The sequence below is a fragment of the Bradyrhizobium sp. LLZ17 genome (genome assembly GCF_041200145.1).
In the GTDB taxonomy this organism is placed as follows: domain Bacteria; phylum Pseudomonadota; class Alphaproteobacteria; order Rhizobiales; family Xanthobacteraceae; genus Bradyrhizobium.
This window is the reverse complement of sequence record NZ_CP165734.1, coordinates 4,164,881-4,187,391: the sequence shown is the minus strand read 5'-3', so window position 1 is coordinate 4,187,391 and position 22,511 is coordinate 4,164,881. Positions and strand designations below refer to the sequence as shown.

Here is a 22,511-nt window from a genome sequence, read left to right as displayed (position 1 = left end):
GCGGCAATGAGATCAGCACGGTCGGCAAAGTCTTCAGGAGAAATCTCGGCCCAATGCCGAAGCTGGCGGTAGTGACTGCTCAGCGTATGAGCCTGCCCCCTGCTTCCCCGGCGACTGGCATCTCGCCCGATGCGGCGAGCGCCAGGGCTGCGTAGAAGTGAAACTCGACGCGATCGAACAGCGCCTTCGACGTCCACAGCAGCTGGTCGGCTTTCGCGGCCGCCGCGATCGCACCGCGGTTGTCGGCGAGGACGCGCGCCTGCAGCTTGCGGACCCAGTACCAGAATCCCGCTTGTTCAAGCCGCGGATCCGCCTCGAGACGATGTTCAAACTCCGCCTCGTTGAACGCGGCATCATCGAAACAGCCGAACTGGATGGTGAGACCGCGCAGCGTCCGGACCAGTTGTAGCTGCCCGGCGATACGGTCGGCGGCGAGCTCAACGCGCGCCTGGCGCGCGAAATCCAGCCCGGCCTCTGCCTCGCGCTGCACCTCGGAGAGTGGATCGCCGCAGGCGAGAAGGTGCGTCAGCAGATGATGCCGGGTAAAGCTCGCGTAGTTGATGTCGCCGGCCTGCTGGGCTGCGTCAAACGCCCGCCGGAGCCACGGGCGGCCGGTCCTCACGTTGCGCGTCCAGCTGCCGAAGCCGAGATAGACGCGGGCCTTGAACCGGTCCAGCCCCTGTCGTTCGACCAGATCCAGGCCGAGCCGGGCGAAGCGATACCCGGCGGCGTAGTCGCCGAAGTCGGGGCCAAGCACGTTGCCAAGCACGACATAGGCGAGGCAGGAGGCATCGGAATTGCCGTATTCCATGCTCAGATTGGCCATGCGCCCGATGATCAGGCGGCGCAGTCTCTCGTCGATGTACCAGGCCGGTGAGACAAGGACCGTGAGAACGTCCATCGTTCCGCGCGCGATCGGGTCGGTCATCTCGGGCAGGTCGAGCAGGGCCTCGACCGGACGCTCGCCGATCTGTCGCCACATCCGCTCGTATTCCTGGCCGACTTCCTCCGATGTGGGATGCGCCGACCATACGATGCCGACGCGACGCAAATAGCCGAGCCCAACCTCGACGTCGCGATCGCTTGGCTCCATGCGCAGCCGGGTGACGGCGGCGAGCTCGGGCAGAGTGGCGGCATGGTTCGCGAGCCAGGCAAGCCGCACTTTCGCAATTGTCGGCTCGCCCGCGACGAATTCGCATTCCGCCCGCTGGAGCGCCAGGGCGAAGCTGAGGGCGTGGTGCTGCTCCCATCGGTCCTCCGCCAGCATCTCTTCTCCAGAGCTGAAGTGGACGAGCGCACTGGCAAAGTCGGTCGCTGCCTTGGCGCGCCAGCCGGCCAGCAGGTTCAGCTCCGCCACCCTCACGCGCTCCTCAGTCGCCGTGATCAGGGCCGCCCCGCGGTTGAGCTGGCTCACGATCTCGAAGACGTTTTCCTCGACTGCCTCTGGCGAGGTCCGCGCCAGGAACAGTCTACCGATACGCAAATGAGCCGCGGCCCGTTCTCCCTCCGCGATCAGCGCGTAAGCCGCCTCCTGGAATCGGTCATGGACAAATCGATAGCCGCCGGCGTGGGGCTCGACGAATTCCTGACGGACGGCGGGCCACAGGTCCGCATGGACCCGGTCATCGGACGCGCCGAGGACGATCGAAATCACAGCGATTTCGGCCGTGTTTCCGAGGCAGGCCATCTGGCTTAGGGCCGCGCGCGTTGCGACGGGGAGCCGGGTGAGGTTGCCGAGCATGAGATCGACGACATTGTCCGTGTATCGCTTGGCGTGGATGCGATCGAGATCCCAGCGCCACTGCGTCGCGTCATGGTCGAACGCGAGCAGCCCTTCGTCGACAAGCGAAAACATGAACTGGATGGCAAACAGCGGATTGCCGCCGGTTTTGTCATGGACCAGCTGCGCCAGCGGCGCCGCATGCGTCTGTTCGCAACGAAGCGCGTCTGCAAGCAACTGGCGGAGATGCCTGCGGCCGAGCGGCGCGAGCGTGATCTCGACGATCCGTCCACCCGGTGCCTTGACGGCCTCGCGCATGCGCATCACCGGGTGAGTGGCGCCAACTTCGTTGTCCCGATAAGCACCGATCAGCATCAGGTGCTTCAGGCTCGGCCGGGACAAGAGATCCTCGAGCAGCTCGAACGTCGCCATATCGACCCATTGCAGGTCGTCGAGAAACAGCACCAGCGGATGTTCGGGCCGGGCAAACAGCCCGATGAATTGCTCGAACACGCGGTGAAAGCGGCTTTGCGCTTGCTGCAGCGGGAGCTCGGGAACGGGCTGCTGTTCGCCGACGATGGCCTTCAGCTCCGGGATCAACTCGACAACGAGCTGCCCGTTTGGACCGATCGCGCTGAGGAGATCATTTCGCCACTGGCTTAGCTCGGTCTCGCTCTTGCCCAGAAGGGGCCGAATGAGGCTCTGGAATGCCTTGGCGAGCGTTGCGTAGGGCACGTCGCGCTTGTGCTGGTCAAACTTGCCCGATGCAAACAATCCACCCGAAGGCACCAGCACCTTGTGGAGCTCGTTCACGACAGACGATTTGCCGATCCCCGAATATCCCGACACCAGCGCCAACTCGGGGGCACCGTTCTCGATGATGCGCGCAAAGGAGGCGAGCAGCAGCTCGAGCTCTTGCGTTCGTCCGTATAATTTCTCGGGAACGAGGAGCCGGTCGGGCGTGTCGTGCTCGCCCAGGGCGAAGTTGTCGATACGATGCCGAAGCTCCCACTGCGCAAGGCAGTGCTGGAGGTCCCTCTGGGCGCCGGCTGCGGTCTGGTAGCGCTCCTCGGCCATCTTGGAGAGCAGCTTCATGACGATATCGGAAACCGCCGGGGGCACGTCGCCGCATCGCTTGCCCGGCGGCTCCGGCTCTCTTGCGACGTGGCAGTGCACCCACTCCATAGGGTCGGACGCGGCGAATGGAAGCGAGCCGGTGGCCATCTGATAGAGCGTGACCCCGAGCGAATACAGGTCGCTTCGGGAATCGATCGAGCGGTTCATCCGGCCGGTCTGCTCGGGCGACATGTAGGCGAATGTGCCGGCGATCGACTCCGGCAGGGCCAGGGACTGCCGTTCGCGCGGACGGCGCGAGGCGAAGCCGAAGCCGGTGAGATGCACGTTGCCGTTGCTCTGGCTCACCAGGATATTTGCTGGTTTGATATCCTTGTGCACCAGGCCACGCTGATGGACCTTGCTCAGGGTGGCGGCGATCTGGATGGCGATGCGCAGGAAGCTCCCCGTCTCCATGGGGGTGCCGATCAGCCAGCTCAGCGGCTCGCCACCGGGATCTTCGAGGACAAGGATGCTGCGGCTGCGATCCTGCACAAGCTCCAGCGGCTTGGCAGCCCAGGAACTGTCCAGTTCATCCTTCAGCGCAAATTCGTGCGCGAGGCGATCAAGGCATTGCGGTGTTGAATGTTCCGCCGCCGGGACGACGGCCAGCACAACGCGTTGCTCTCCGTCGATGGGTTCGCGGGACGTTCGGCACAGGAGAATTCCTTCCTCGTCGCAGAGAACCTGCGGACCGGGAGCCCAGCCAGGACCCATAAACGACGAAAGGTTCATGTCGGCAGCCCGTGCCGCGGACGTGCCGGGGGTCTGAGCCGAAGTGGGCTCGCCCGGTACTCCGCTGCATCCCCCTTAAGCCCCGCGAAGGCGGCGGCCATATCGATGCCTGTTTCCGCCTCGCGTGTGCAAGACGCATAAGGCGAGACGCAAGTGATAGGCTTGACAAGATGCGGCGGGCCCTGGCGCCTTCATTCGGCGCCTCGTCGACCGGCTACCCGACGCGTTGGAATCGTATCATTTGCGCCAATCCCGTCAACGTGCCGCCGTTCGCGCGATCAGCGAACCAGGTTGGTGCGGACGGACGGAATGTCGCATCGCGGCATGCAGCAGAGGTCTGCTGTCGTACGAGATGGCAACTTAAGGAGGAGCACAACTTTTGCTTGGAGGTCCGCTCGCCGTGAAAGCCTCTCATCGCCAGCCCAGCGCCGGCGCGACGTGCGTCAAGATCGCCTCGATCGCATGGGCGCAATAGTCGACGCCGAGCTGGTTGGGGATGGTCAGCAGCAAGGTGTCGGCCTCCGCGATCGCCTCGTCCTGCCGTAGCTGCTCGACCAGCGCGTCCGGCTCGGCGGCGTAGCTCCGTCCGAAGATCGCGCGCGTGCGCGGATCGATGAAGCCGATCTGGTCGTCGCCGCCGCGCTCGCCGCCGAAATAGGCGCGGTCGCGATCGTCGATCAGCGCGAAGATGCTGCGGCTGACGGACACGCGGGGCTCGCGGGTGTGGCCACTTTCCTTCCACGCGGCGCGATAGGCGCGGATTTGCGCGGCCTGCTGCACGTGGAAAGCTTCGCCGGTCTCGTCGTTCTTCAGCGTCGAGCTCTGCAGATTCATGCCGTGCTCGGCGGCCCACACCGCAGTCGCGTTCGAGCCGGCGCCCCACCAGATCCGTTCGCGCAGGCCTTCGGAATGCGGCTCGAGCCGCAGCAGCCCCGGCGGGTTCGGAAACATCGGCTGCGGATTGGGTTTTGCAAAACCCTCGCCGCGCAGGATGTCGAGAAAGACCTCGGCGTGACGCCGGCCCATGTCGGCGTCGCTCGCGCCCTCGGCCGGCTGGTAGCCAAAATAGCGCCAGCCGTCGATCACCTGCTCGGGCGAGCCACGGCTGATGCCGAGCTGCAGCCGGCCGCCGGCGATGAGATCGGCGCTGCCGGCGTCCTCCGCCATGTAGAGCGGGTTCTCGTAGCGCATGTCGATCACCGCCGTGCCGATCTCGATCTTGCTGGTCTTGGCGCCGACGACGGCCAGCAGCGGAAAGGGCGAGGCGAGCTGCCGCGCGAAATGATGCACGCGGAAATAGGCGCCGTCCAACCCCAGCTGTTCGGCTGCGACCGCAAGCTCGATCGATTGCAGCAGCGTGTCCGCGGCCGAGCGGGTCTGTGATTGCGGCGAGGGCGTCCAGTGCCCGAACGAGGGAATCCGATCTTTTTCATGGGGGCAATCTAGTGACGATCGGCACGGTTTGCGAGAGCATCGCGCAATTGCCGATGACTCGCGCCCCGCCCTCAACCCCCGCGCATGTCGGAGGGCGTGACGCCGAACCGCCGCCGGAATACACGGTTGAAATAGGACACGTCGGGAAATCCGGCCGAATGAGCGAGGTCGCTGACCTTGCGCCATCGGTTGAGCGGATCGAGCAGCAGCCTGCGCACCAGCAGCAGGCGTTGCTCGAGCAGGAATTCGGTGAACGTGGTCCCGGTCTGTTCGAACATCCGTTGCGCGTGGCGCGGACTGAGACCGGCCTTACGGGCGACCGAATAGATCGTCAGATCACCCTGGCTCAGATTGGCGACGACGTCGGCGCGCATGAGGTCGAGCCGCGCGGCGGAATGCCCTCTGCTGTTCGCCAATTCCGTGCGGTCGGCGTCCGTCCCCAGCAACAGCCCGATCAGATCGACCATGTGTTGCGCCATCAGGTGCTGGCCGACCACATCCGTGTGCGGGCCAGCATTGGCGGCGAGCGCGTGGTAGCGCGCGATCGCTTCTCGTATCGGCGCCTGACCGCCGAGAACCATGCCCAGCCGGTCCTCGGCCCTGGGGCAGATCGTCAGCAGCAGGGATCGCGGGATGCGAATGGCCCTGGCCTCGCAACCGCTGCTCACGCGCGTGCCACACAGCACGCCCATGTCGCCGAGACCCATTTGCGATTCCGCCAGTTCGATCGACTGCTCTTCATGCCGTAGGAGTATGGGGCCGGAGGTGGCGATGACGAGGGACAGGCCGTCGTAGCCATCCTTCAGCGTTTCGCGCGTGCGCGAGATTTCAGCCGACGATCCGCTGGCGACGGCCATCATGATGTCGCCCAGCAGGCTGGCCTCCAATTGGCAGTCGATGCTGTCGCCGGCGCCAGGCTGGACGTCGACCCGGAAAGTGCACCGGCACAATTCCTCGCGCCACCTCTCGTAATCGGGTCCGTGCGGCGGGCCCGAGTAACCGGTGGCGATGAAATTCGGCGCGTCGGTTTGTTGCATCAAGCTTCCTTCGCCTGCGACAGCCCACAATAGTCGGAGATTGCCTCAGCGAGAGGCCGGGCGAGTGGCTGGCGCCTCACTCTACACGATTGGTGCTGGAGTCCAATCGCACCGCGCCGGCATCACCTGCGGTTCGTGGCGTCGATTCGGCGTCGCCGAAGGCAAAGCAGCAGCAGCGTTCGGCCATCGTCCCGCCCTCAATCGCTGCGCATGTCGGACGGCGTGACCCCGAACCGCCGCCGAAACACGCGATTGAAGTAGGACACGTCGGAGAATCCGGCCGAATGCGCGAGGTCGCTGACCTTGCGCCAGCGGTTGAGCGGATCGAGCAGCAGCCCGCGCACCAGCAGCAGACGCTGCTCGAGCAGGAATTCGGTGAACGTGGTGCCGGTCTGTTCGAACATCCGTTGCGCGTGGCGCGGACTGAGGCCGGCCTTCTGCGCGACCGAATAGATCGTGAGGTTATCCCGGCTCAGATTGGCAACGACGTCGGCGCGCATCAGCTCGAGCCGCGCGGCGGCATGGCCTCGGCTGTTCGCCAGCTCTGCGCGGTCGCGGTCCGTCCCCAGCAACAGCCCGATCAGATCGACCATGTGCTGCGCTATCAGGTGCTGGCCGACCACGTCGGTGTACGGACCAAGGCTGGCGGCCAGGCTGTGGTAGCGGGCGATCGCTTCGCGTATCGGAGCTTGGTCGACAAGGGCCAGAGCCAGCCGATCCTCGGCCCTGGGGCAGATCGTCAGCAGCAGCGATCGCGGGATGCGTATGGTCTTGACCTCGCAATCGCTGCTCATGCGCGTGCCGCAGAGCACACTCATGTCGCCGAGGCACATTTGCGATTGCGCCAGTTCGATCGAATGTTGCTCGTGCGATATGAGCACGGGACCGGACGAGGCGATGACGAGGCACATTCCGTCGTAGCCGTCCTTGAGAATTTCGGGGGGTGCGCGAGAATTCAGCCGATGTTCCGACAGTGGTGCCCAACAGGATGCCGCCCAGCAGGCTGACCTGCATTTTGCAATCGATGCTGTCGCCGGCACCGGGCTGGACGTCGACCCTTAGCGTGCACCGGTACATTTCCTCGCGCCACCGCTCGTAGTCGCGTCCGCTTGGTGGACCCGTGTAACGGTTGACGAAGACGTTCGGCGCGCCCGCCTGATCCATGATGGCCCCTTCAATTGCGGTGGCCCACCATAGCGGGAGATCGCCGAATCGAAAGGCCGGCGCGAGGGGATAGCGCCTCAATCTCGACGATTGGCGCTGGAGTCCAATTGGACAAGTGCCATTCGAAAGCGCAGCTGGATGCTGCTTTTCACGGCGCTTCTGCCCGTGGCCGTTCTGCATCACAACGCCGCCGTTACGTTCGCAAGGCGCTGCGAGTGAAGCGAATGGCGCTGCGTTCCAAGACAGAAAACGCCGCATACCTCATTGATGCCACGCGACGTTTCCGTGCGATTCAATCCCGCCAACTGGCCGGGACGTTCGCGCGGGATCGATAGTCGATTTGTGCGAGGTCATGCATGCCGCATCTTTCATTCAACCGCGACGCGGCTACGCAGCTCGGTCCCGTGCGAGGCCGCTTTGCGTCACGCGCGGCGTCGTTGACGGCGTTGCTGATAGGCTCGACCGCGTTGACGGCGGTGTCGCCGGTGCTGATCAGCCCGGCACGTGCCGGCACTCCGGTCTGGATCGGCACTGTTTCGAGCGACTGGTTCATCAACGGCAACTGGAATCCGTCGGGCGTGCCGAACGCGGCCGATGCGGTCACGATCGACACGACGTCACCCAACGCGGCGGTCATCAATGGCGGAGCGGCGGCGGCGGCAAGCCTCGTCGTCGGACTGGGCGTTGGCGGCACCTTGCAGGTGCTACAGGGCGGCTCGCTCAGCGCGACGACCACCGAGATAGGCTCCGCGACGGGCATCCACGGTGCCATCACGGTGGATGGCGTCGGTTCAGCCCTGAGTGCGGGAACGCTGGCCGCCGGCATGGATGGGATCGGCCAGCTGACGGTTTCGAACGGCGGTCAGGTCAGCAGCAGCGGCGGCGCTTACCTTGGTTATTATGGCGGTTCGAGCGGCACTGCCTCAGTGGATGGCGCGGGATCGACCTGGATCAACACCGGCGTCCTGACCGTGGGTAACGCCGGCACCGGCGCGCTGACGATCACGAATGGCGGGCTCGTGACGAGCACGGGCGCTATCAATATCGGAAATAGCATCGGCGCATCAGGCCGCGTTCTGGTCGATGGGGCAGGCTCGAGTCTGGGCTTGACGTCGAACGCCAATCTGACAATCGGCGGAGCCGGAAACGGAACACTCACGATCACCAATGGCGGGGCCGTCGCTGACGTCAACGGGTTCGTCGGCACGGCGGTAGGCGCGACCGGTTCGGTTGTGGTCGACGGTGTGGGGTCGAGTTGGATGACCGCCAACGCGTTCTTCCTCGGGTACTCCGGCAGGGGAACACTGACGATCACCAACGGCGGCACAGTCGTCTCTGCCGCTGCTGCGATTGGCGGCACAATCGGCGGCAGCGGCGGATCGGCCGTAATCGACGGGATTGGCTCGTCATGGACAGTCAATACGCTCTTTGTCGGCATGAACACGCTCGGCTCGCTTGCGATTATGCACGGCGGCAGCTTGACCAACATCAACATGGGAATCGGACAGGGCAGCGGTTCAAACGGCAGCGTCACCGTCGATGGCGCGGGTTCGTCCTGGACCAATTTGGTGAACATCTCGATCGGTGACCAAGGCACAGGCTCGCTGACGATCGCCAATGGCGGCACCGTTTCCGCCAATGGGCAGCTCTGGATCGCCAGGCTGGCCGGCTCGATCGGTAATCTCAACATCGGCGCGGCGCCGGGATCCGTGGCGGTAGCGCCGGGTTCGCTGACGGCAGCGACCGTCCAGTTCGGCGCCGGCACCGGCGCCATCAATTTCAATCACACCTCGTCGAATTATCTGTTCTCGCCTGATATCGTCGGCAACGGCGCCGTCAGCCAATTGTCGGGCACCACCATCCTCACCGGCAACGACACCTATACCGGGCCGACCACGATTTCCGGCGGTTCGCTGTGGGTGAACGGCACGATCGCGAGCTCCACCACGAGCGTGAATACCGGCGGCACGCTGGGCGGCACCGGCATCGTCGGCGACACCACGGTCAACGGCGGCATCCTGGCGCCGGGCAACAATTCGATCGGCACGCTCACTGTAGCGGGCAATCTCGTGCTGACCACGGCCGCGACCTACATGGTCGAAGTCTCTGGCGCATCCGCGAGCAAGACCGTGGTGAGCGGCTCGGCGCAGCTCGCCGGCACGCTTGTGGTGAACATGACCGGCCGCGTCGCGACAACCACCACCTACGTCATCGCGACGTCGTCGAACACGACCGGAACGTTCAGTTCGATCTCGATCAGCAATCCGGCCGACGCCCGCAACGCGCGGGTGACCCAGTCGGGCAACAACGAGCTGCTGACGCTCGACCCCGGCTTGCTGTCGCCATCGCTGCCCGGCTTCGCCAACATCAACCAGAAGAACGTGGCCGCAGGGATCGACAACGCGCTGCTCGCGGGCGGCTCGATGACATCAGGCTTCAATAAGCTGTTCAACGCAACCGGCCAGAACCTCCTCAACGGGCTGACGCAGGCCTCCGGCGAAGTCGCAACCGGCGCGCAGCAAGGCACCTTCAATGCCATGGGCCAGTTCCTCAATGCGATGCTCGATCCGTTCTTTGGCGGCCGCAACGATAGCGGCGCGCCGGCGGGCGGTGTGTCGCACTATGCCGAGGGCGGCGCCGCCACGCGCACCAACGCCGGTCGCGACGCCTATGCGGCGATCGACAAGGCGCGCGCCGGGGAGACGTTCGCGCAGCGCTGGAGCGTGTGGGCGGCCGGCTATGGCGGTGCGCAGACCACCGACGGCAACGCGGTGATCGGTTCGAACACCACGACCAGCCGCATCGCCGGCGTGGCCGCCGGCGCCGACTATCAGCTATCGCCGAACACCCTGGTCGGGTTTGCACTCGGCGGCGGCGGCACCAGCTTTGGCGTTGCCAATGGGCTCGGCAGCGGCAGCTCCGACCTGTTCCAGGCCGGCGTGTACGCACGCCACACCATGGGCAACGCCTATGTTGCCGGTGCGCTCGCCTATGGCTGGCAGGACGTGACGACGGATCGCACGGTGACCATCGCGGGCGTCGATCATCTGCGCGCCCGGTTCGATGCCAACGCGCTGTCGGGCCGTCTCGAAGGCGGTTACCGCTATGCCACGCCCTGGATGGGCATCACGCCCTACGCCGCGGCGCAGTTCACCACGCTGTACCTGCCGCGCTATGGCGAGCAGGCGATCTCGGGCGCCAACACTTTCGCGCTGAACTATGCCGGCAGGGACGTCACCGCTGCGCGCGGCGAACTCGGCCTGCGCGCCGATCGCTCCTATGCGCTGGAGACGGCGCTCCTCACGCTGCGCGGCCGCGCGGCGTGGGCGCACGATGTCAATCCGGATCGCGCGATCTCGGCCACGTTCCAGACCCTGCCGGGCGCGAGCTTCGTCGTGAACGGCGCGGCGCAGGCGCACAATGCCGCGCTGCTCACGGGCGCGGCCGAGCTGAAATGGCTGAACGGCTGGTCTGCGGCGGCGACGTTCGAGGGCGAGTTCTCCAGCGTCACCCGCAGCTACGCGGGCAAGGGAATCGCGCGCTATCAGTGGTGACGTGCACGGTGGCGTGCATTCGATCGCCAGCGTGCGGAGTAATTGCTTTCAGGATTTGGTGCTGAGGAGGATTTGATGAATCGGATCGTGATTGGAATGGCTGCGGTGTCGCTGCTCGCAACCGGCGCGACGGCTGCCGACCTGGCGCCAGGGACCAACGTGCCACGGCCCTATGTGAAGGCGCCGCCGATGGTCGATCCCGGCTACGATTGGACCGGGTTTTATGCGGGGTTGAACGGCGGCTATAGCTGGGGCCGTTCCAACGCGACGGTCTTGCCGACCACGCCGTTCGCGGTGGGCATCGGGCAGAACGTCGATGGCGGGCTTGGCGGCGGTCAGATCGGCTACAACTGGCAGGTCGATCCGAAATGGGTCCTGGGTGTCGAGGCCGATCTTCAGGCCACCGGCGAGCGCGGCCGTTCGATCGACGCGCTGACGGCGCTTAGGATCGGTTCGATCGGCGTGACCGGCACTGCCAGCAGCACCACCGATTTTCCGTGGTTTGCAACGTTCCGCGGTCGCGCCGGAGTTTTGGCCGATCCCAGCCTGCTGCTCTATGCGACCGGGGGGCTCGCGGTCGGAGAGGTCAAGTTCGGAACGCAGGCCACGCTGACCGCGCAGCTGTTCGATGGCGGCAACGCGCCCGTCGGAGCGCCGGTGACCCGGACCGGTGCGGCGGTCTCGGAGAGCCAGACTCGCCTGGGCTGGACCGCCGGTGCCGGCATCGAAAAGAAATTCAACCGCAACTGGTCAGCCAAGCTCGAGTATCTCTATTTGGATCTGGGCTCGGCGACTTACTTCGGTGGCACAGCCAACGAGACCGCGGTCAAGTTCCACGATCACATCCTGCGCGCCGGCTTCAACTACCAGTTCGCGCCCGGACCGGTGGTCGCGAGGTATTGATGCCCCGGGGTTCGCGCGGGCGTCGCGTCAGTTGCCTGTACCAATGCCGGGACTTTGAAACGAGCCACCAGCAAAGTGCTCGGCGCGTTCGACCAGCAGATCCAGAAAGCTTCGCGCACGAAGCGACATCCAGTGCGTCTCCGGATAGACCGCATGCAGGGGTAGCGCTGCGATGGCGTAGTCCGGAAGCAGATGCTCGAGCTCGCCGCTGCGAAGCCCGTTCGCGGCATTCCACTCCGGCAGGATGGCGATGCCGAGATGATGCATCGTCGCCTCCTGCATCGCATCGGCATCGTCGACATGAATGGGTCCGTTGATCGATGCGACGTGGCGGCCATGCTCGGATTCGAAGGCCCATTGATGGGCCGGTGACATCCGCCAATAGACGATGCATTGGTGTGAGCTGAGGTCATCCGGCGTCCGCGGCATCGGGCGACCGTGCAGATAGCCGGGTGTCGCAACCAGATAGCGCTGCACGGTGCCGAGCCGGCGCGCCACCAGCGTGCTCGCCTCCAGATCTCCAATCCTCAGCGCAAGCTCGATGCCTTCTTGCACCAGATTGACAAGCCGCTCGCTGAACCGGATGTCGACCCGAACCTCCGGATAATTGCGCACATATTCGGCGATGACCGGCATCATGTAGCGCCGTCCGAACGACGACGGCACGCCGATGCGGAGCGTGCCCGTGGGGCGCGGCGCCGCCTTTTCGACGCTCGACCGCGCCATGTCGAAGCGATCGAGGATCTGGCGCGCGAGATCGTAGATCCGGTGCGCCTCGGCTGTCGGCTTCAGCGTGCGCGTCGTGCGCAAGAACAGCTGCGTGCCGAACTCGCTCTCCAGCATTGCGATGCGCTTGCTGATGGCGGGCTGGCCGATCCCGAGTTCCTTGGCCGCAGCCGAGAAGCTGCCGCCCTCGAGGGTGCGCACGAACGCGCGCAGGCAATCGATCCGGTCCATGATCTATTCCTATCCGGAATAAATTATATGCCATCTATTCCGTAGTGGGCAAGCCGGTGCCTCGCTAGGCTGCGTCAAAACAAGCAAATCAGAACATCGGGGAGGCCAGGACGTGACACGCAGGATCGGAATTGTCGGCGCAGGAATCGCAGGTCTGCATCTCGCGCTCTATTTGCAGAAGCATGGCGTGGATGCCACGATCATTACGGATCGGCCGCCGGAGGACTATCGGAATATCCGGCTGCTCAACACCGTCGCGCATCATCACGTCACCATCGCACGCGAGGACGATCTCGGCGTCAATCACTGGACCGATCCGAAGGACCATTATTATTACCACGATCACGTCTTCAATTTCCCGCAGCCGCTGCGCTTTCGCGGCGACTTCTCGAAGCCGAGCCGCGCCGTCGACTACAGGATCTATCTTCCCGCGCTAATGCAGGATTTCACCAGCCGCGGCGGCCGGATCGAATATCGCCGCATCGAAGAGCGCGACATCCGTCCGCTGCTCGCGCGTTTCGACCTGTTGGTCGTCTCGACCGGCAAGGGGCCACTGGGCCAGTTCTTCACCTACCGTCCGGAGCACACGCCCTATTCGCAGCCGCAACGCAGACTCTGCGTCGGGCTCTACACCGGCGTGCGGCAGCCCGATCCGATGAATGTCACGCTCTCGGTCTCCCCCGGGCACGGCGAGATGATCGTGATCCCGACCATCACCTTCGGCGGCATCGCCAGCGCGCTGCTGATGGAGAATTTGCCGGGCGGCGACATGGAGGAATTGGCGACGCTCAGCTACGACGACAACCCGAAGCACTTTCTGAAGGTGCTGCTGGGCAAGCTCGAGAAGCATCATCCCACGACCTACGATCGGATCGACACGGCACGCTTCGATCTCGCCCAGCCGCAGGATCTGCTGCAAGGCGGTGTGGTCCCGACGGTGCGCAATACGGTGGTCGAATTCGACGACGGCAAATGCGCGATCGCGCTCGGCGACGTTCACGCGATCGTCGATCCCATCATGGGCCAGGGCGCCAACGTCGCCTCCTATGCGGCCTTCGTGCTCGGCGAGGAGATCGTCAATGCCGATGTGCTTGATGCGCGGCTGTGCGAGAAGATCGATTTGAAACGGCAGGATCGTGTGCTGGCGGCCTCGCGCTGGACCAATGTGATGCTGCAGCCGCCCACGCAAGCGCTGGGCATGCTGATCGGCGCGATGAGCCAGAACCCGGCGCTGGCGAACGAGTTCACCGAGAATTTCAATTATCCGGACCGGCAGTGGGACCGCATCTCCACGCCGCAGCGCATCCAGGCCTGGATCGAACGCATGTCGGTGTCATCAGAACCCGTCAGAGCCATTGCGTGAGGTCCGATGCGAGCGGAGATTGAGATGCAGCGCGCCAGTCCGGCGTCGTTTCGCGAAGCTGCGTCGCGGTTTGCGACCGGGGTCACGGTGCTGACCGCGCTGGACGAGCACGGCCGCGTCTGCGGCATGACTGCAAACAGCTTTGTCACCGTCAGCCTGTCGCCGCCGACCGTGCTGGTCTCGGTGAAGCCGGGACGGGTGCACCGCGCGATCTCGGCGACAGGACGCTATTGCGTCAACGTCCTGCCGGACCATGGCCGGGAGCTGTCGCGGCATTTCGCAAGCCAGCCGAACACCGGCGCCACTCCGGATTGCGAAATCGTCGACGGCCTGCCGCGCCTTCAGGGATGCCTCGCCTATTTCGCCTGCGAGGTCATCCAGTACGTCGATGTCAGCGACCACACGCTGATCATCGCCGAAGTCTCGACCTGCGACCACCGCGACACCACGCCGCTGGTGTTCTTTTCCAGCCGGTATCATCGCGGGGCGGGGGTGCCGGTGGAAAGGTGAGAGTTTTGCGACGGCTCATGGCGCGTTCGAGTGATGGCCAAGCCGAGGCGCCTCAGGCGTAGGCCACCCAGCCGCGGAAGGCGAGCCCGGTGTAGAACAGGGTTGGGTCGGAGAAGCCTGCCTCGCGCAAAATCGCTTCATCCTGGGCGGGCGCGAGAATTTCCAGATGTTTGGTGACGGCGTCCCGCGCGGCCGCCGCCTTGTCGGGCTCGACACCCGATGCCGCCAGGAACGCGGAGTACCGCGATAGCCACAGCGGGCGTTCCTGTTCGCCGTCGGGAGCGCTCAAATGGGCCACCACGAACGGCGCGCGCGGCTTGAGGCGGCGGCGGACTTCCGACGCGATGCGGCGCCGCTCCTCGACGTCAACGAAGTGCAGCGTCAACAGGCAAGTGGCGCCATCGAATGGCCCCTCCGGGGCATCGTCGATATAGCCTTGATGAAGACGCGCTCGGGCCGCGAGCGATCCCAGCGTTTGCCTTGCGAGGCTGAGCATTGCCGCCGAAGGATCCACGCCATCGAAGCTCCATCCTGCATGCGCATGCGCAAACGCCTTCAACTCCAGGCCGCCGCCTGCACCGAGCACGAGCACCCGCGCATTCTCGGGAACGCGTTCGGCGAGAACAATCGCAGCCATGGCCAGCATGGCGCTATAGCCGGGAACGAAGCGGGGCGGCCCATCTGTGTAGCTCGCCACCGCTTGCGGATCGGAGAACGCGTTGTGAATGCTGGTCATGATATCGCCATTTCTGAATGGAGCCGATCACACGTGATGCGCGACAATGTCGCCGGTCTTTCGGGTCCCGAGGCGCTTGCGCAGATCGTCGCCCAGCATCGCCAGCGTGACCTTACCGAGGCGCGACAGCAGCAGCGCCTCTGCGTCGTGAAAGGCCTGATCAAGCGCGGCGTTGACGGCCCGCTCAACCAGACAGCCCGGCGCCTCCGTCCGGTTGCCCATGGCCAGTAGCGGTGGACTGCCCAACGCGGCGTAAATGTCGCGCAGCGTCACCTTCGAGAGATCGCAGGCCAGCGTCCAGCCGCCGCCGTGCCCCTTCTCGGAGCGGACGTAATCGAGATCCCGCAAGCCCGCCATGATGCGCCGGATCACCACGGGGTTCGTCTCCATGGCCTTCGCCAGGGTCTCGGACGTAAAGGGGCCCGGCCGCTGCGCCATGTGCAGCAGGACGTGGAGCACGCCAGACAGTCGGCTGTCTCGTTTCATGTAACTTTATATGTTACATGATGCTGAACGTCAACCCACTGGCGACTATGGGGATACAACGCCGCTGGTGTTCTTTTCCAGCCGGTATCACCGAGGGGCGGGGGTGCCGGTGGAGCGGTGAGGGTTTTGCGACGGCTCATGGCGCGTTCGAGGATTGACGAAGCCGTGACGCCTCAAGCTAGGGCGCGTACTCATAAACTCGTCCTCATAAATTCGTCAGGTCCGCTTATGAACAGTCCGCTCGGACCAATCAACTCACTCCAACCAGCGCCTTGCAGACCTCCCGGCTGGCCTCTTGGAATAATTTGACGGCACCTCCGGCCCGTCGTCCCTTCAAGGTGATTGAGGCTATCGGGGCGGAAGTATCGCCAAGATCGACGTTCAGCGCGCGCAGCCATGCGCTACTCGATCGCATTCTGAGTATCTGCATCGGCAATAGGGTTATAAACCGGCTGCTCGCCAACAGATTCAACCGCATGTAGATTGAAATCGTGGTGACGGTCGTTGGCGGAAGCGGCAGGTTATGTCGCCGAAATAGCTCGACGCCGGTACGCCCCAAAAAAGAATCGGGCGGCGAGAGCGTCCATTGCTCTTGCATAAGTTCTGCGAGCTTCAACTTCTTTCTCGATCGCAGGAGCGGATGCCGTCGCTCCGCCATCACCGCAAGGGAGGATCTAAACAGCACCTCCGCGGACAAATCATCGGCGACCGGCAACGGCGCCCAGCGCGTTATGGCCAGATCAAGCATTCGCTGCCGCAGAGCATGCTCCAGCGCATCCCGATCACCTATCGTGATATGATACCTGATGCCTGGATATCTGCGGACGAGATGTCCGATGATTTCTGTAACGATGGCGGTGACCGGCTCGGTTGTGCCGATCGCAACGAGCCCTTGCGCCGGATCTGACCTTTGCACAATGTCGGTAACACCTAGCTTTATTTCGTCGAAAACGACGCGCGCGCGAGCGACAAGAAGGCGACCGCAATCAGTCAGTTCAACTCCGCGCGAAGTGCGATCCAGCAGCGCAGCTCCGACGGCATGCTCCATATCGGTGATGGCTTTGGAGATCGCCGGCTGCGACAACCCGAGACGGCGAGACGCCTTGGCCATGCTGCCGACCTCTGCGACGGTCTGCAGCGTATGCAGATCCTTGAGACGTAGGCGTCGGCCGATGCGGTCGTCCCACTGCATGGGCAATCACCTCACGTTATAGACCGATAGGAAAATGCAATTTCGGGTTATAGCGCTGTTGCGTCAGAATAGCGAGATGGAAAGCCGGCCGGATCATCGCATTGCTGTCCCAAGCACTTGGAGAATGCCATGCAGCTTTACTCGCGTCGCGCCATACTGGCCGGGTTTTCGGCGATGGCTCTTCCGCTACCCGTTGTTGCTGCCGACCAGCCGCTGAAGATCGTGTTTCCATTCGCGCCTGGTGGGTCGGGAGATTCGATCGCCCGGCTGTTTGCCGAGCAGCTTCATACCAGGCTCGGCAAGGTGGCGATTGTGGAGAACCTTGCTGGCGCTGGCGGGCGCATCGGCGCACAGGCGGTCAAGAATGCCGCACCGGGAGAGGAGGCAGTGCTGTTTGCTTCCGCTTCGCAATTCACACTTCAGCCGCATCTGTTCAGGAGCCTGGGATATGATGCGGAGCGCGACTTTGTGCCACTTTCGCAGGTGATGACGGTCGATCTGGCTCTGGCGGTCAGCGGGAAGCTGCCCATCCATTCGGTGCACGAACTCATTGATTGGATGAAGGCCAATCCCGAACAGGCCGTGTACGGCTCGCCGGGAGCAGGTACAGCACCTCATTTCATCTGCGGCGAGTTTGGCCGGATCACAGGCCTAAACCTGCGCCACACGCCCTATAGGGGTACGCCTGCTGCGCTCCCGGATGTGCTGGCCGGCCGGGTCCCGATGTATATGGCGTTTCTTTCCGAACTCCTGGAGCAACATGGGGGCGGTGGCATACGCATCATCGCCACCGCAGCGGCTGCGCGATCTTCCTTCCTGCCCCAGACCGCAACTCTGAAGGAGAGCGGGATCGATATCGACGCGGCCGGTTGGTTCGCATTCTATGCGCCTGCCCATTCCTCGCGTCAGTTCGTTGAGCGCCTGGGAAAGGAGATCATTGCAATCGGGAGCGATCCCGAAATACGCGCAAAGATTCATGCCATGGGGTGCGAACCGACAGGAACGACATCGGACGAACTTAAAAATATTCAGCGCGCCGAGTTCGAACGCTGGGGACCGATCGTCAAGGCGTCAGGATTCCCGATCGAAGGCTAGAGCGGCACATGACCACCGATCCCCGCGAAAAGTTGTTGGATCTTGTTCAGTCGCACCGCGTGACGGCAGTGATCTATGTCGCTGCCCGGCTGGGGCTCGCCGAGTTGCTGCGCGACGGACCGCGAACGGTCGACGAACTTGCGAGCCGAACCCGCGCGGATCGGGACGCACTTGCCCGCTTGCTCGTCGCTCTCTCGACCGTCGGCATCTGCTCTCGCGTCGGTGAAGGCCGCTACTTGCTAACCGAACTGGGGGCCGGACTCGACGGTACTGCGGGACGATCATTCAAGAACTGGGTCATTTTTGAAGGCTCCATGCTGACCAGGAGGTGGGATGGCCTTCTGGATCTGATCATGTCGGGCAAGACGGCTTCCCAACTTCAGGACGTCGACGACAATTTCGACCTGATGGCGCGCTCGCCAGAGCATGTGCGGATATTCAATGAAGCCATGACAGACCTGACACGGCTGGTCACGCACGATTTACTGCAGGCCTACGACCTTGGCACGATCTCCCATTTGATGGATGTCGGAGGCGGCTCCGGGGAACTCATGGGCGCGGTGGCGAGGGCATATTCAACCATCAGAGGAACGGTTTTCGATCTGCCGAGGTGCGCCGACGCCGCCAACCAGCGCTTCGGGCACCTCGGAATCTCCGACCGCGTCGATTTTGTTGCAGGCGATTTCTTTCATGCGGTGCCCGCAGTGGCCGATGCGATCATCTTGAAAAGCATTATTCACGACTGGGATGATGAGCGCAGCCGGATCATTCTGGGAAACTGCCGCAAAGCGCTTCCCCAGAAAGGCAGACTGCTATTAGTCGAACGTGCGATGCCGGAATTGCCCGGTACCGATGACGCGGGCAGGTCGTGCGCGATGAGCGATCTAAACATGCTGCGCGGTCCAGGTGGACGGGAACGGACCGAAAGGGAATATGACCGGCTCCTGACCGAGAGTGGCTTCCGTCCCATCGCGGTTCTGCGCGCCGGCCGCTTTAATCTGACCGAGTCGCGGCTGTGCTGAGACTTGGAAGCCGGCCGCGGCTATGCGCCAGAGGCGGACAAACACGCCGCAACGAGTAGGGCGTGCTATTCGACGACATCATCGGCGTTAGAGGATATCGATACCGAGTAGCGGTCGGGGCTGCCCACCCCATGAGCGCGACGATGCCATCCTGCGCCTGTTTTGCCCGACGGAGCAACGAGTTTTTGATCAGGCGGATCAACGCTTCCGCGACGCGCCTAAGCCATTGATCCGGCTCATGCCGGCTACTGTGCATGGGGTTGTTTTCGACATTCTTTGTCTTAGAGGCACGACAGCCTCAATCTGAACCGGACCTCATCCGGCCCGCTACTTCATCACCCGCAGGCCCTTGGTCGTGAACCGCTGCGGCTTGTCGCCGGGGCGCAACGGTCGTCGTGTGCCGGCGGCCTTGCCGGTGCCGGGCGGCTGGTGTGCTGGCACGAGCTGGTCGGGACGCGAGCCGATCAGGTCGGCGCGGCCCATTTCCTTGAGCGCGTCGCGCAGCACCGGCCAATTGTCGGGGTCGTGATAGCGCAGGAAGGCCTTGTGCAGTCGTCGTTGCCGAAGCCCCTTGATGGCCTCGACCTTGTCGCTGCCGCCGCGACGCACGCCGCGCAGCGGGTTGACGCCGGTGTGGTACATCGCGGTCGCGGTTGCCATCGGCGAGGGCAGGAAGGTCTGCACTTGATCGGCGCGGTAGCGGTTCTTCTTCAGCCACAGCGCGAGGTTCATCATGTCCTCGTCGGTCGTACCCGGATGCGCCGCGATGAAATAGGGGATCAAATAATATTTCTTGCCGGCTTGTTCGGCCGCGGCATCGAACATACGCTTGAACTTGTCGTAGGCGCCGATGCCGGGCTTCATCATCTTGTCGAGCGGGCCGCGCTCGGTATGCTCCGGCGCGATCTTCAGATAACCGCCGACGTGATGGGTGACGAGCTCCTTGATGTATTCGGGGCTCTCCACCGCGAGGTCGTAGCGCACGCCGGAGGCGACCATCACCTTCTTGATGCCCTTGGTCTCGCGCACCTTGCGATAGAGCCGGATCAGATCGTCATGCGAGGTGTTGAGGTTCGGGCAGATCTCGGGGAAGACGCAGGACGGCCGCCGGCACGCCGCCTCGACCTTCGGATCCTTGCACGCCATCCGGTACATGTTCGCGGTCGGCCCGCCGATGTCGGAGATCACGCCGGTGAAGCCCGGCGTCTTGTCGCGGATCTTCTCGATCTCGCGCAGGATCGAGCCTTCCGAACGGTTCTGGATGATGCGGCCCTCATGCTCGGTGATCGAGCAAAAGGTGCAGCCGCCGAAACAGCCGCGCATGATCGTCACCGAGAATTTGATCATGTCCCAGGCGGGGATTTTTGCTTCGCCATAGGACGGATGCGGCGCGCGCGGTAAGGAAGATCGTAAACCGCGTCCATCTCCTCGCTGGTCAGCGGGATCGGCGGCGGGTTGAGCCAGAGATCGCGATCGCCATGGCGCTGCACCAGCGGCCGCGCATTGCCGGGATTGCTCTCCCGGTGCAGCACGCGCGATGCGCGCGCATAGGCTTCCTTGTCCTGCTCGACCTGCTCGAGCGCGGGCAGCCGGATCACCGTTAAGCCCTTCGTCCGCGATGCGCCTTCGTCGGCGGACTCGAGATCGTCGGCGTGCAGCTCGGTGTAATCCTCCGGCACGCGGCGGAACAGCGCGACACCCCTGATGTCGTCGAGCTCGCGCGGCGCCTCGCCCGTGGCCAGACGATGGGCCACCTCGACGACGGCGCGCTCGGCATTGCCGTAGAGCAGCAGGTCCGCCTTGGCGTCGGCCAGCACCGAGCGGCGCACCTTGTCGGACCAGTAATCGTAATGCGCGATGCGGCGCAGCGAGGCCTCGATGCCGCCGAGCACGACCGGCACATCCTTGAACGCCTCGCGGCAGCGCTGCGCGTAGACGATGGTGCAGCGGTCCGGCCGCTTGCCGCCTTCGCCGCCCGCCGTATAGGCGTCGTCATGGCGCAGGCGGCGGTCCGCCGTGTAGCGGTTCACCATCGAATCCATGTTGCCGCCGGTGACGCCGAAAAACACCTTCGGCTTGCCCAGCGCCCTGAACGGCTCGGCCGAATGCCAGTCCGGTTGCGAGATGATGCCGACGCGAAATCCCTGCGCTTCCAGCAGCCGGCCGATGATGGCCATGCCGAAGCTCGGATGGTCGACATAGGCATCGCCCGTCACCAGCACGATGTCGCAGGCGTCCCAGCCGAGCGCGTCCATCTCGGCGCGGCTCATCGGGAGGAACGGCGCGGGCCTGCGCGCAATGTCAGGCGACCGCGACATCAGGGGCGTTTCGGCAATGGCTGGGGTGTTCATGGCGCCTACGCATAGGCCTGCAGGCCCGCGAATACAACCGAGGATGCGCTGCCCGAACAGGTCGCGGTTCCGCCGGGGACTGTGATGGAAGTCCATGTTGCAGCGGTGCAACTCGCCGGCGCCATCGCGACGCGTTGAGCGCTGCAAACGGAACCAATCGGCTCCGCGAACATTCAGGTCGTGGGATCGACGCGGACCCCGGTTGGCGCGCGCCCGCAATCCAGGGCGCTCGCGCCCGTTATGGCGATGTTGGCGCCGCTGCCGCCTCGGCCGATGGGGGAGCTGTGAGTACAGTCATAGAGAATTTGCTGTCGCGGAAACAGCAGCTCGTGGAACAGCTCGAAAAAACGCGGTCGATCGAGGAGCGCGACAGGATCGAGCACCAACTCGAGCAGATCAACACCGCGCTGGATTTTCTGGACAGGCCGGAATCGAACGGCGAACGATAGCCGCGCTCAATCCACCTTCGGCGCCTCCACCTTCAAGGCTTTGGCATAGACCACGCCTGAATTGGTGATGTGCGTGGTCATCAGTCTTTCGAAATCGGCAAACTCGCCGCGGCCGAACAAATCGAGCAGCCTGCGATGCTCGTCGAAGGATGTGCGGGTGCGCACGTCGATCGGCGAGGTCAGGTTGGTGCGGAGCGCGGCGACGCGCCCGGAGACGAGCTGGTAGGATTCGACGAGATAGCGATTGCCGCAATGCGCGAACAGGGCCTCGTGAAACGCGGCGTCGGCGCGGCCATAAGCGATGTTGTCTCGGGCCGCAACCGCCGGCTCCATCGCCGCGATCGCCGCGTTCATCGTTTCAATCGCACCGTCGCGATCATGGCGAAAGGCGAGCTCGGCGGCTTTCGGCTCCAGCGCGATCCTGAAGGTGCAGAGCGCGTTGATGTCCCCGGCGCTAGGTGTGAACACGAAGCTGCCGACCTGCGGCCGGATCACCACGAGCCCCTGCGCCTGCAACTGGCCCATCGCCTCGCGCACCGGCGTGCGGCTGACGCCGAAGGAATTCGCCACCATGTCTTCGGAGATCGCCGCGCCCAGCGCAAACTCGCCGTCGATGATGGCCTGACGCAAGCGTTGCATCACCCGCTGCGACAGCGATTTCGGCGTATCGAGCTTCAGCGATCGCATCTG

The 22,511-nt window shown here is 64.1% G+C and carries 15 protein-coding genes and 2 pseudogenes; 7 read left to right on the top strand and 10 right to left on the bottom strand.

What is annotated here, in order from left to right:
* Positions 1 to 79 precede the first annotated feature (79 nt).
* The 4 genes and pseudogenes from AB8Z38_RS20205 to AB8Z38_RS20190 form a co-directional block, all read right to left on the bottom strand.
* Positions 80 to 3,448, bottom strand: coding sequence for an AAA family ATPase (locus AB8Z38_RS20205; RefSeq protein ID WP_369719617.1), 3,369 nt, complete (start codon positions 3,446 to 3,448; stop codon positions 80 to 82).
* Between the two features lie 531 nt (positions 3,449 to 3,979).
* A pseudogene (locus AB8Z38_RS20200) lies at positions 3,980 to 5,001 on the bottom strand (LLM class flavin-dependent oxidoreductase).
* 72 nt (positions 5,002 to 5,073) lie between these two features.
* Complete coding sequence (locus AB8Z38_RS20195) at positions 5,074 to 6,039, bottom strand: AraC family transcriptional regulator (RefSeq protein ID WP_369719616.1); 966 nt, start codon at positions 6,037 to 6,039, stop codon at positions 5,074 to 5,076.
* 197 nt (positions 6,040 to 6,236) lie between these two features.
* A complete protein-coding gene (locus AB8Z38_RS20190) occupies positions 6,237 to 6,950 on the bottom strand; it encodes an AraC family transcriptional regulator (RefSeq protein ID WP_369719615.1) in 714 nt (237 codons plus the stop codon).
* Positions 6,951 to 7,559: 609 nt separating this feature from the next.
* On the opposite strand from AB8Z38_RS20190, the gene AB8Z38_RS20185 reads away from it, so the two are divergent.
* Positions 7,560 to 10,757: an autotransporter domain-containing protein gene (locus AB8Z38_RS20185; protein ID WP_369719614.1), complete on the top strand. Its 3,198-nt coding sequence runs from the start codon at positions 7,560 to 7,562 to the stop codon at positions 10,755 to 10,757.
* A 75-nt stretch (positions 10,758 to 10,832) separates the two neighbouring features.
* Positions 10,833 to 11,660: an outer membrane protein gene (locus AB8Z38_RS20180; protein ID WP_369719613.1), complete on the top strand. Its 828-nt coding sequence runs from the start codon at positions 10,833 to 10,835 to the stop codon at positions 11,658 to 11,660.
* A 27-nt stretch (positions 11,661 to 11,687) separates the two neighbouring features.
* Here the strand turns inward: AB8Z38_RS20180 and AB8Z38_RS20175 are convergent, their stop codons facing one another.
* Positions 11,688 to 12,617: a LysR substrate-binding domain-containing protein gene (locus AB8Z38_RS20175; RefSeq protein ID WP_369719612.1), complete on the bottom strand. Its 930-nt coding sequence runs from the start codon at positions 12,615 to 12,617 to the stop codon at positions 11,688 to 11,690.
* 112 nt (positions 12,618 to 12,729) lie between these two features.
* Between AB8Z38_RS20175 and styA the strand changes: the two genes are divergently transcribed.
* Positions 12,730 to 13,980 (top strand): styrene monooxygenase subunit StyA, encoded by a 1,251-nt coding sequence (styA, locus tag AB8Z38_RS20170; protein ID WP_369719611.1) that lies wholly within the window; start codon positions 12,730 to 12,732, stop codon positions 13,978 to 13,980.
* Between the two features lie 24 nt (positions 13,981 to 14,004).
* Positions 14,005 to 14,490 carry a styrene monooxygenase NADH-dependent flavin reductase subunit StyB gene (styB, locus tag AB8Z38_RS20165; protein WP_369719610.1) on the top strand — a complete coding sequence of 162 codons (486 nt, stop codon included), beginning with the start codon at positions 14,005 to 14,007 and terminating at the stop codon, positions 14,488 to 14,490.
* Between the two features lie 52 nt (positions 14,491 to 14,542).
* On the opposite strand, the gene AB8Z38_RS20160 is transcribed toward styB, so the two are convergent.
* From AB8Z38_RS20160 to AB8Z38_RS20150, 3 genes are all read right to left on the bottom strand, one after another.
* On the bottom strand, positions 14,543 to 15,226 hold the full coding sequence (locus AB8Z38_RS20160) for a class I SAM-dependent methyltransferase (protein ID WP_369719609.1): 684 nt from the start codon (positions 15,224 to 15,226) through the stop codon (positions 14,543 to 14,545).
* 27 nt (positions 15,227 to 15,253) lie between these two features.
* Positions 15,254 to 15,712, bottom strand: a complete 459-nt coding sequence (locus AB8Z38_RS20155) for an Rrf2 family transcriptional regulator (protein WP_369719608.1) — start codon at positions 15,710 to 15,712, stop codon at positions 15,254 to 15,256.
* A gap of 250 nt (positions 15,713 to 15,962) precedes the next feature.
* Positions 15,963 to 16,904, bottom strand: a complete 942-nt coding sequence (locus AB8Z38_RS20150) for a LysR family transcriptional regulator (RefSeq protein WP_369719607.1) — start codon at positions 16,902 to 16,904, stop codon at positions 15,963 to 15,965.
* A 129-nt stretch (positions 16,905 to 17,033) separates the two neighbouring features.
* On the opposite strand from AB8Z38_RS20150, the gene AB8Z38_RS20145 reads away from it, so the two are divergent.
* Together AB8Z38_RS20145 and AB8Z38_RS20140 are read left to right on the top strand one after the other, a co-directional pair.
* Positions 17,034 to 17,999 carry a Bug family tripartite tricarboxylate transporter substrate binding protein gene (locus AB8Z38_RS20145; RefSeq protein WP_369719606.1) on the top strand — a complete coding sequence of 322 codons (966 nt, stop codon included), beginning with the start codon at positions 17,034 to 17,036 and terminating at the stop codon, positions 17,997 to 17,999.
* 8 nt (positions 18,000 to 18,007) lie between these two features.
* Positions 18,008 to 19,021, top strand: a complete 1,014-nt coding sequence (locus AB8Z38_RS20140) for a methyltransferase (protein WP_369719605.1) — start codon at positions 18,008 to 18,010, stop codon at positions 19,019 to 19,021.
* 327 nt (positions 19,022 to 19,348) lie between these two features.
* On the opposite strand, the pseudogene AB8Z38_RS20135 reads toward AB8Z38_RS20140, so the two are convergent.
* A pseudogene (locus AB8Z38_RS20135) lies at positions 19,349 to 21,372 on the bottom strand (YgiQ family radical SAM protein).
* A 134-nt stretch (positions 21,373 to 21,506) separates the two neighbouring features.
* Between AB8Z38_RS20135 and AB8Z38_RS20130 the strand changes: the two are divergent.
* Complete coding sequence (locus tag AB8Z38_RS20130; protein WP_369719604.1) at positions 21,507 to 21,821, top strand: hypothetical protein; 315 nt, start codon at positions 21,507 to 21,509, stop codon at positions 21,819 to 21,821.
* A gap of 6 nt (positions 21,822 to 21,827) precedes the next feature.
* Here the strand turns inward: AB8Z38_RS20130 and AB8Z38_RS20125 are convergent, their stop codons facing one another.
* On the bottom strand, positions 21,828 to 22,508 hold the full coding sequence (locus AB8Z38_RS20125; protein ID WP_369719603.1) for a GntR family transcriptional regulator: 681 nt from the start codon (positions 22,506 to 22,508) through the stop codon (positions 21,828 to 21,830).
* Positions 22,509 to 22,511: the final 3 nt, after the last annotated feature.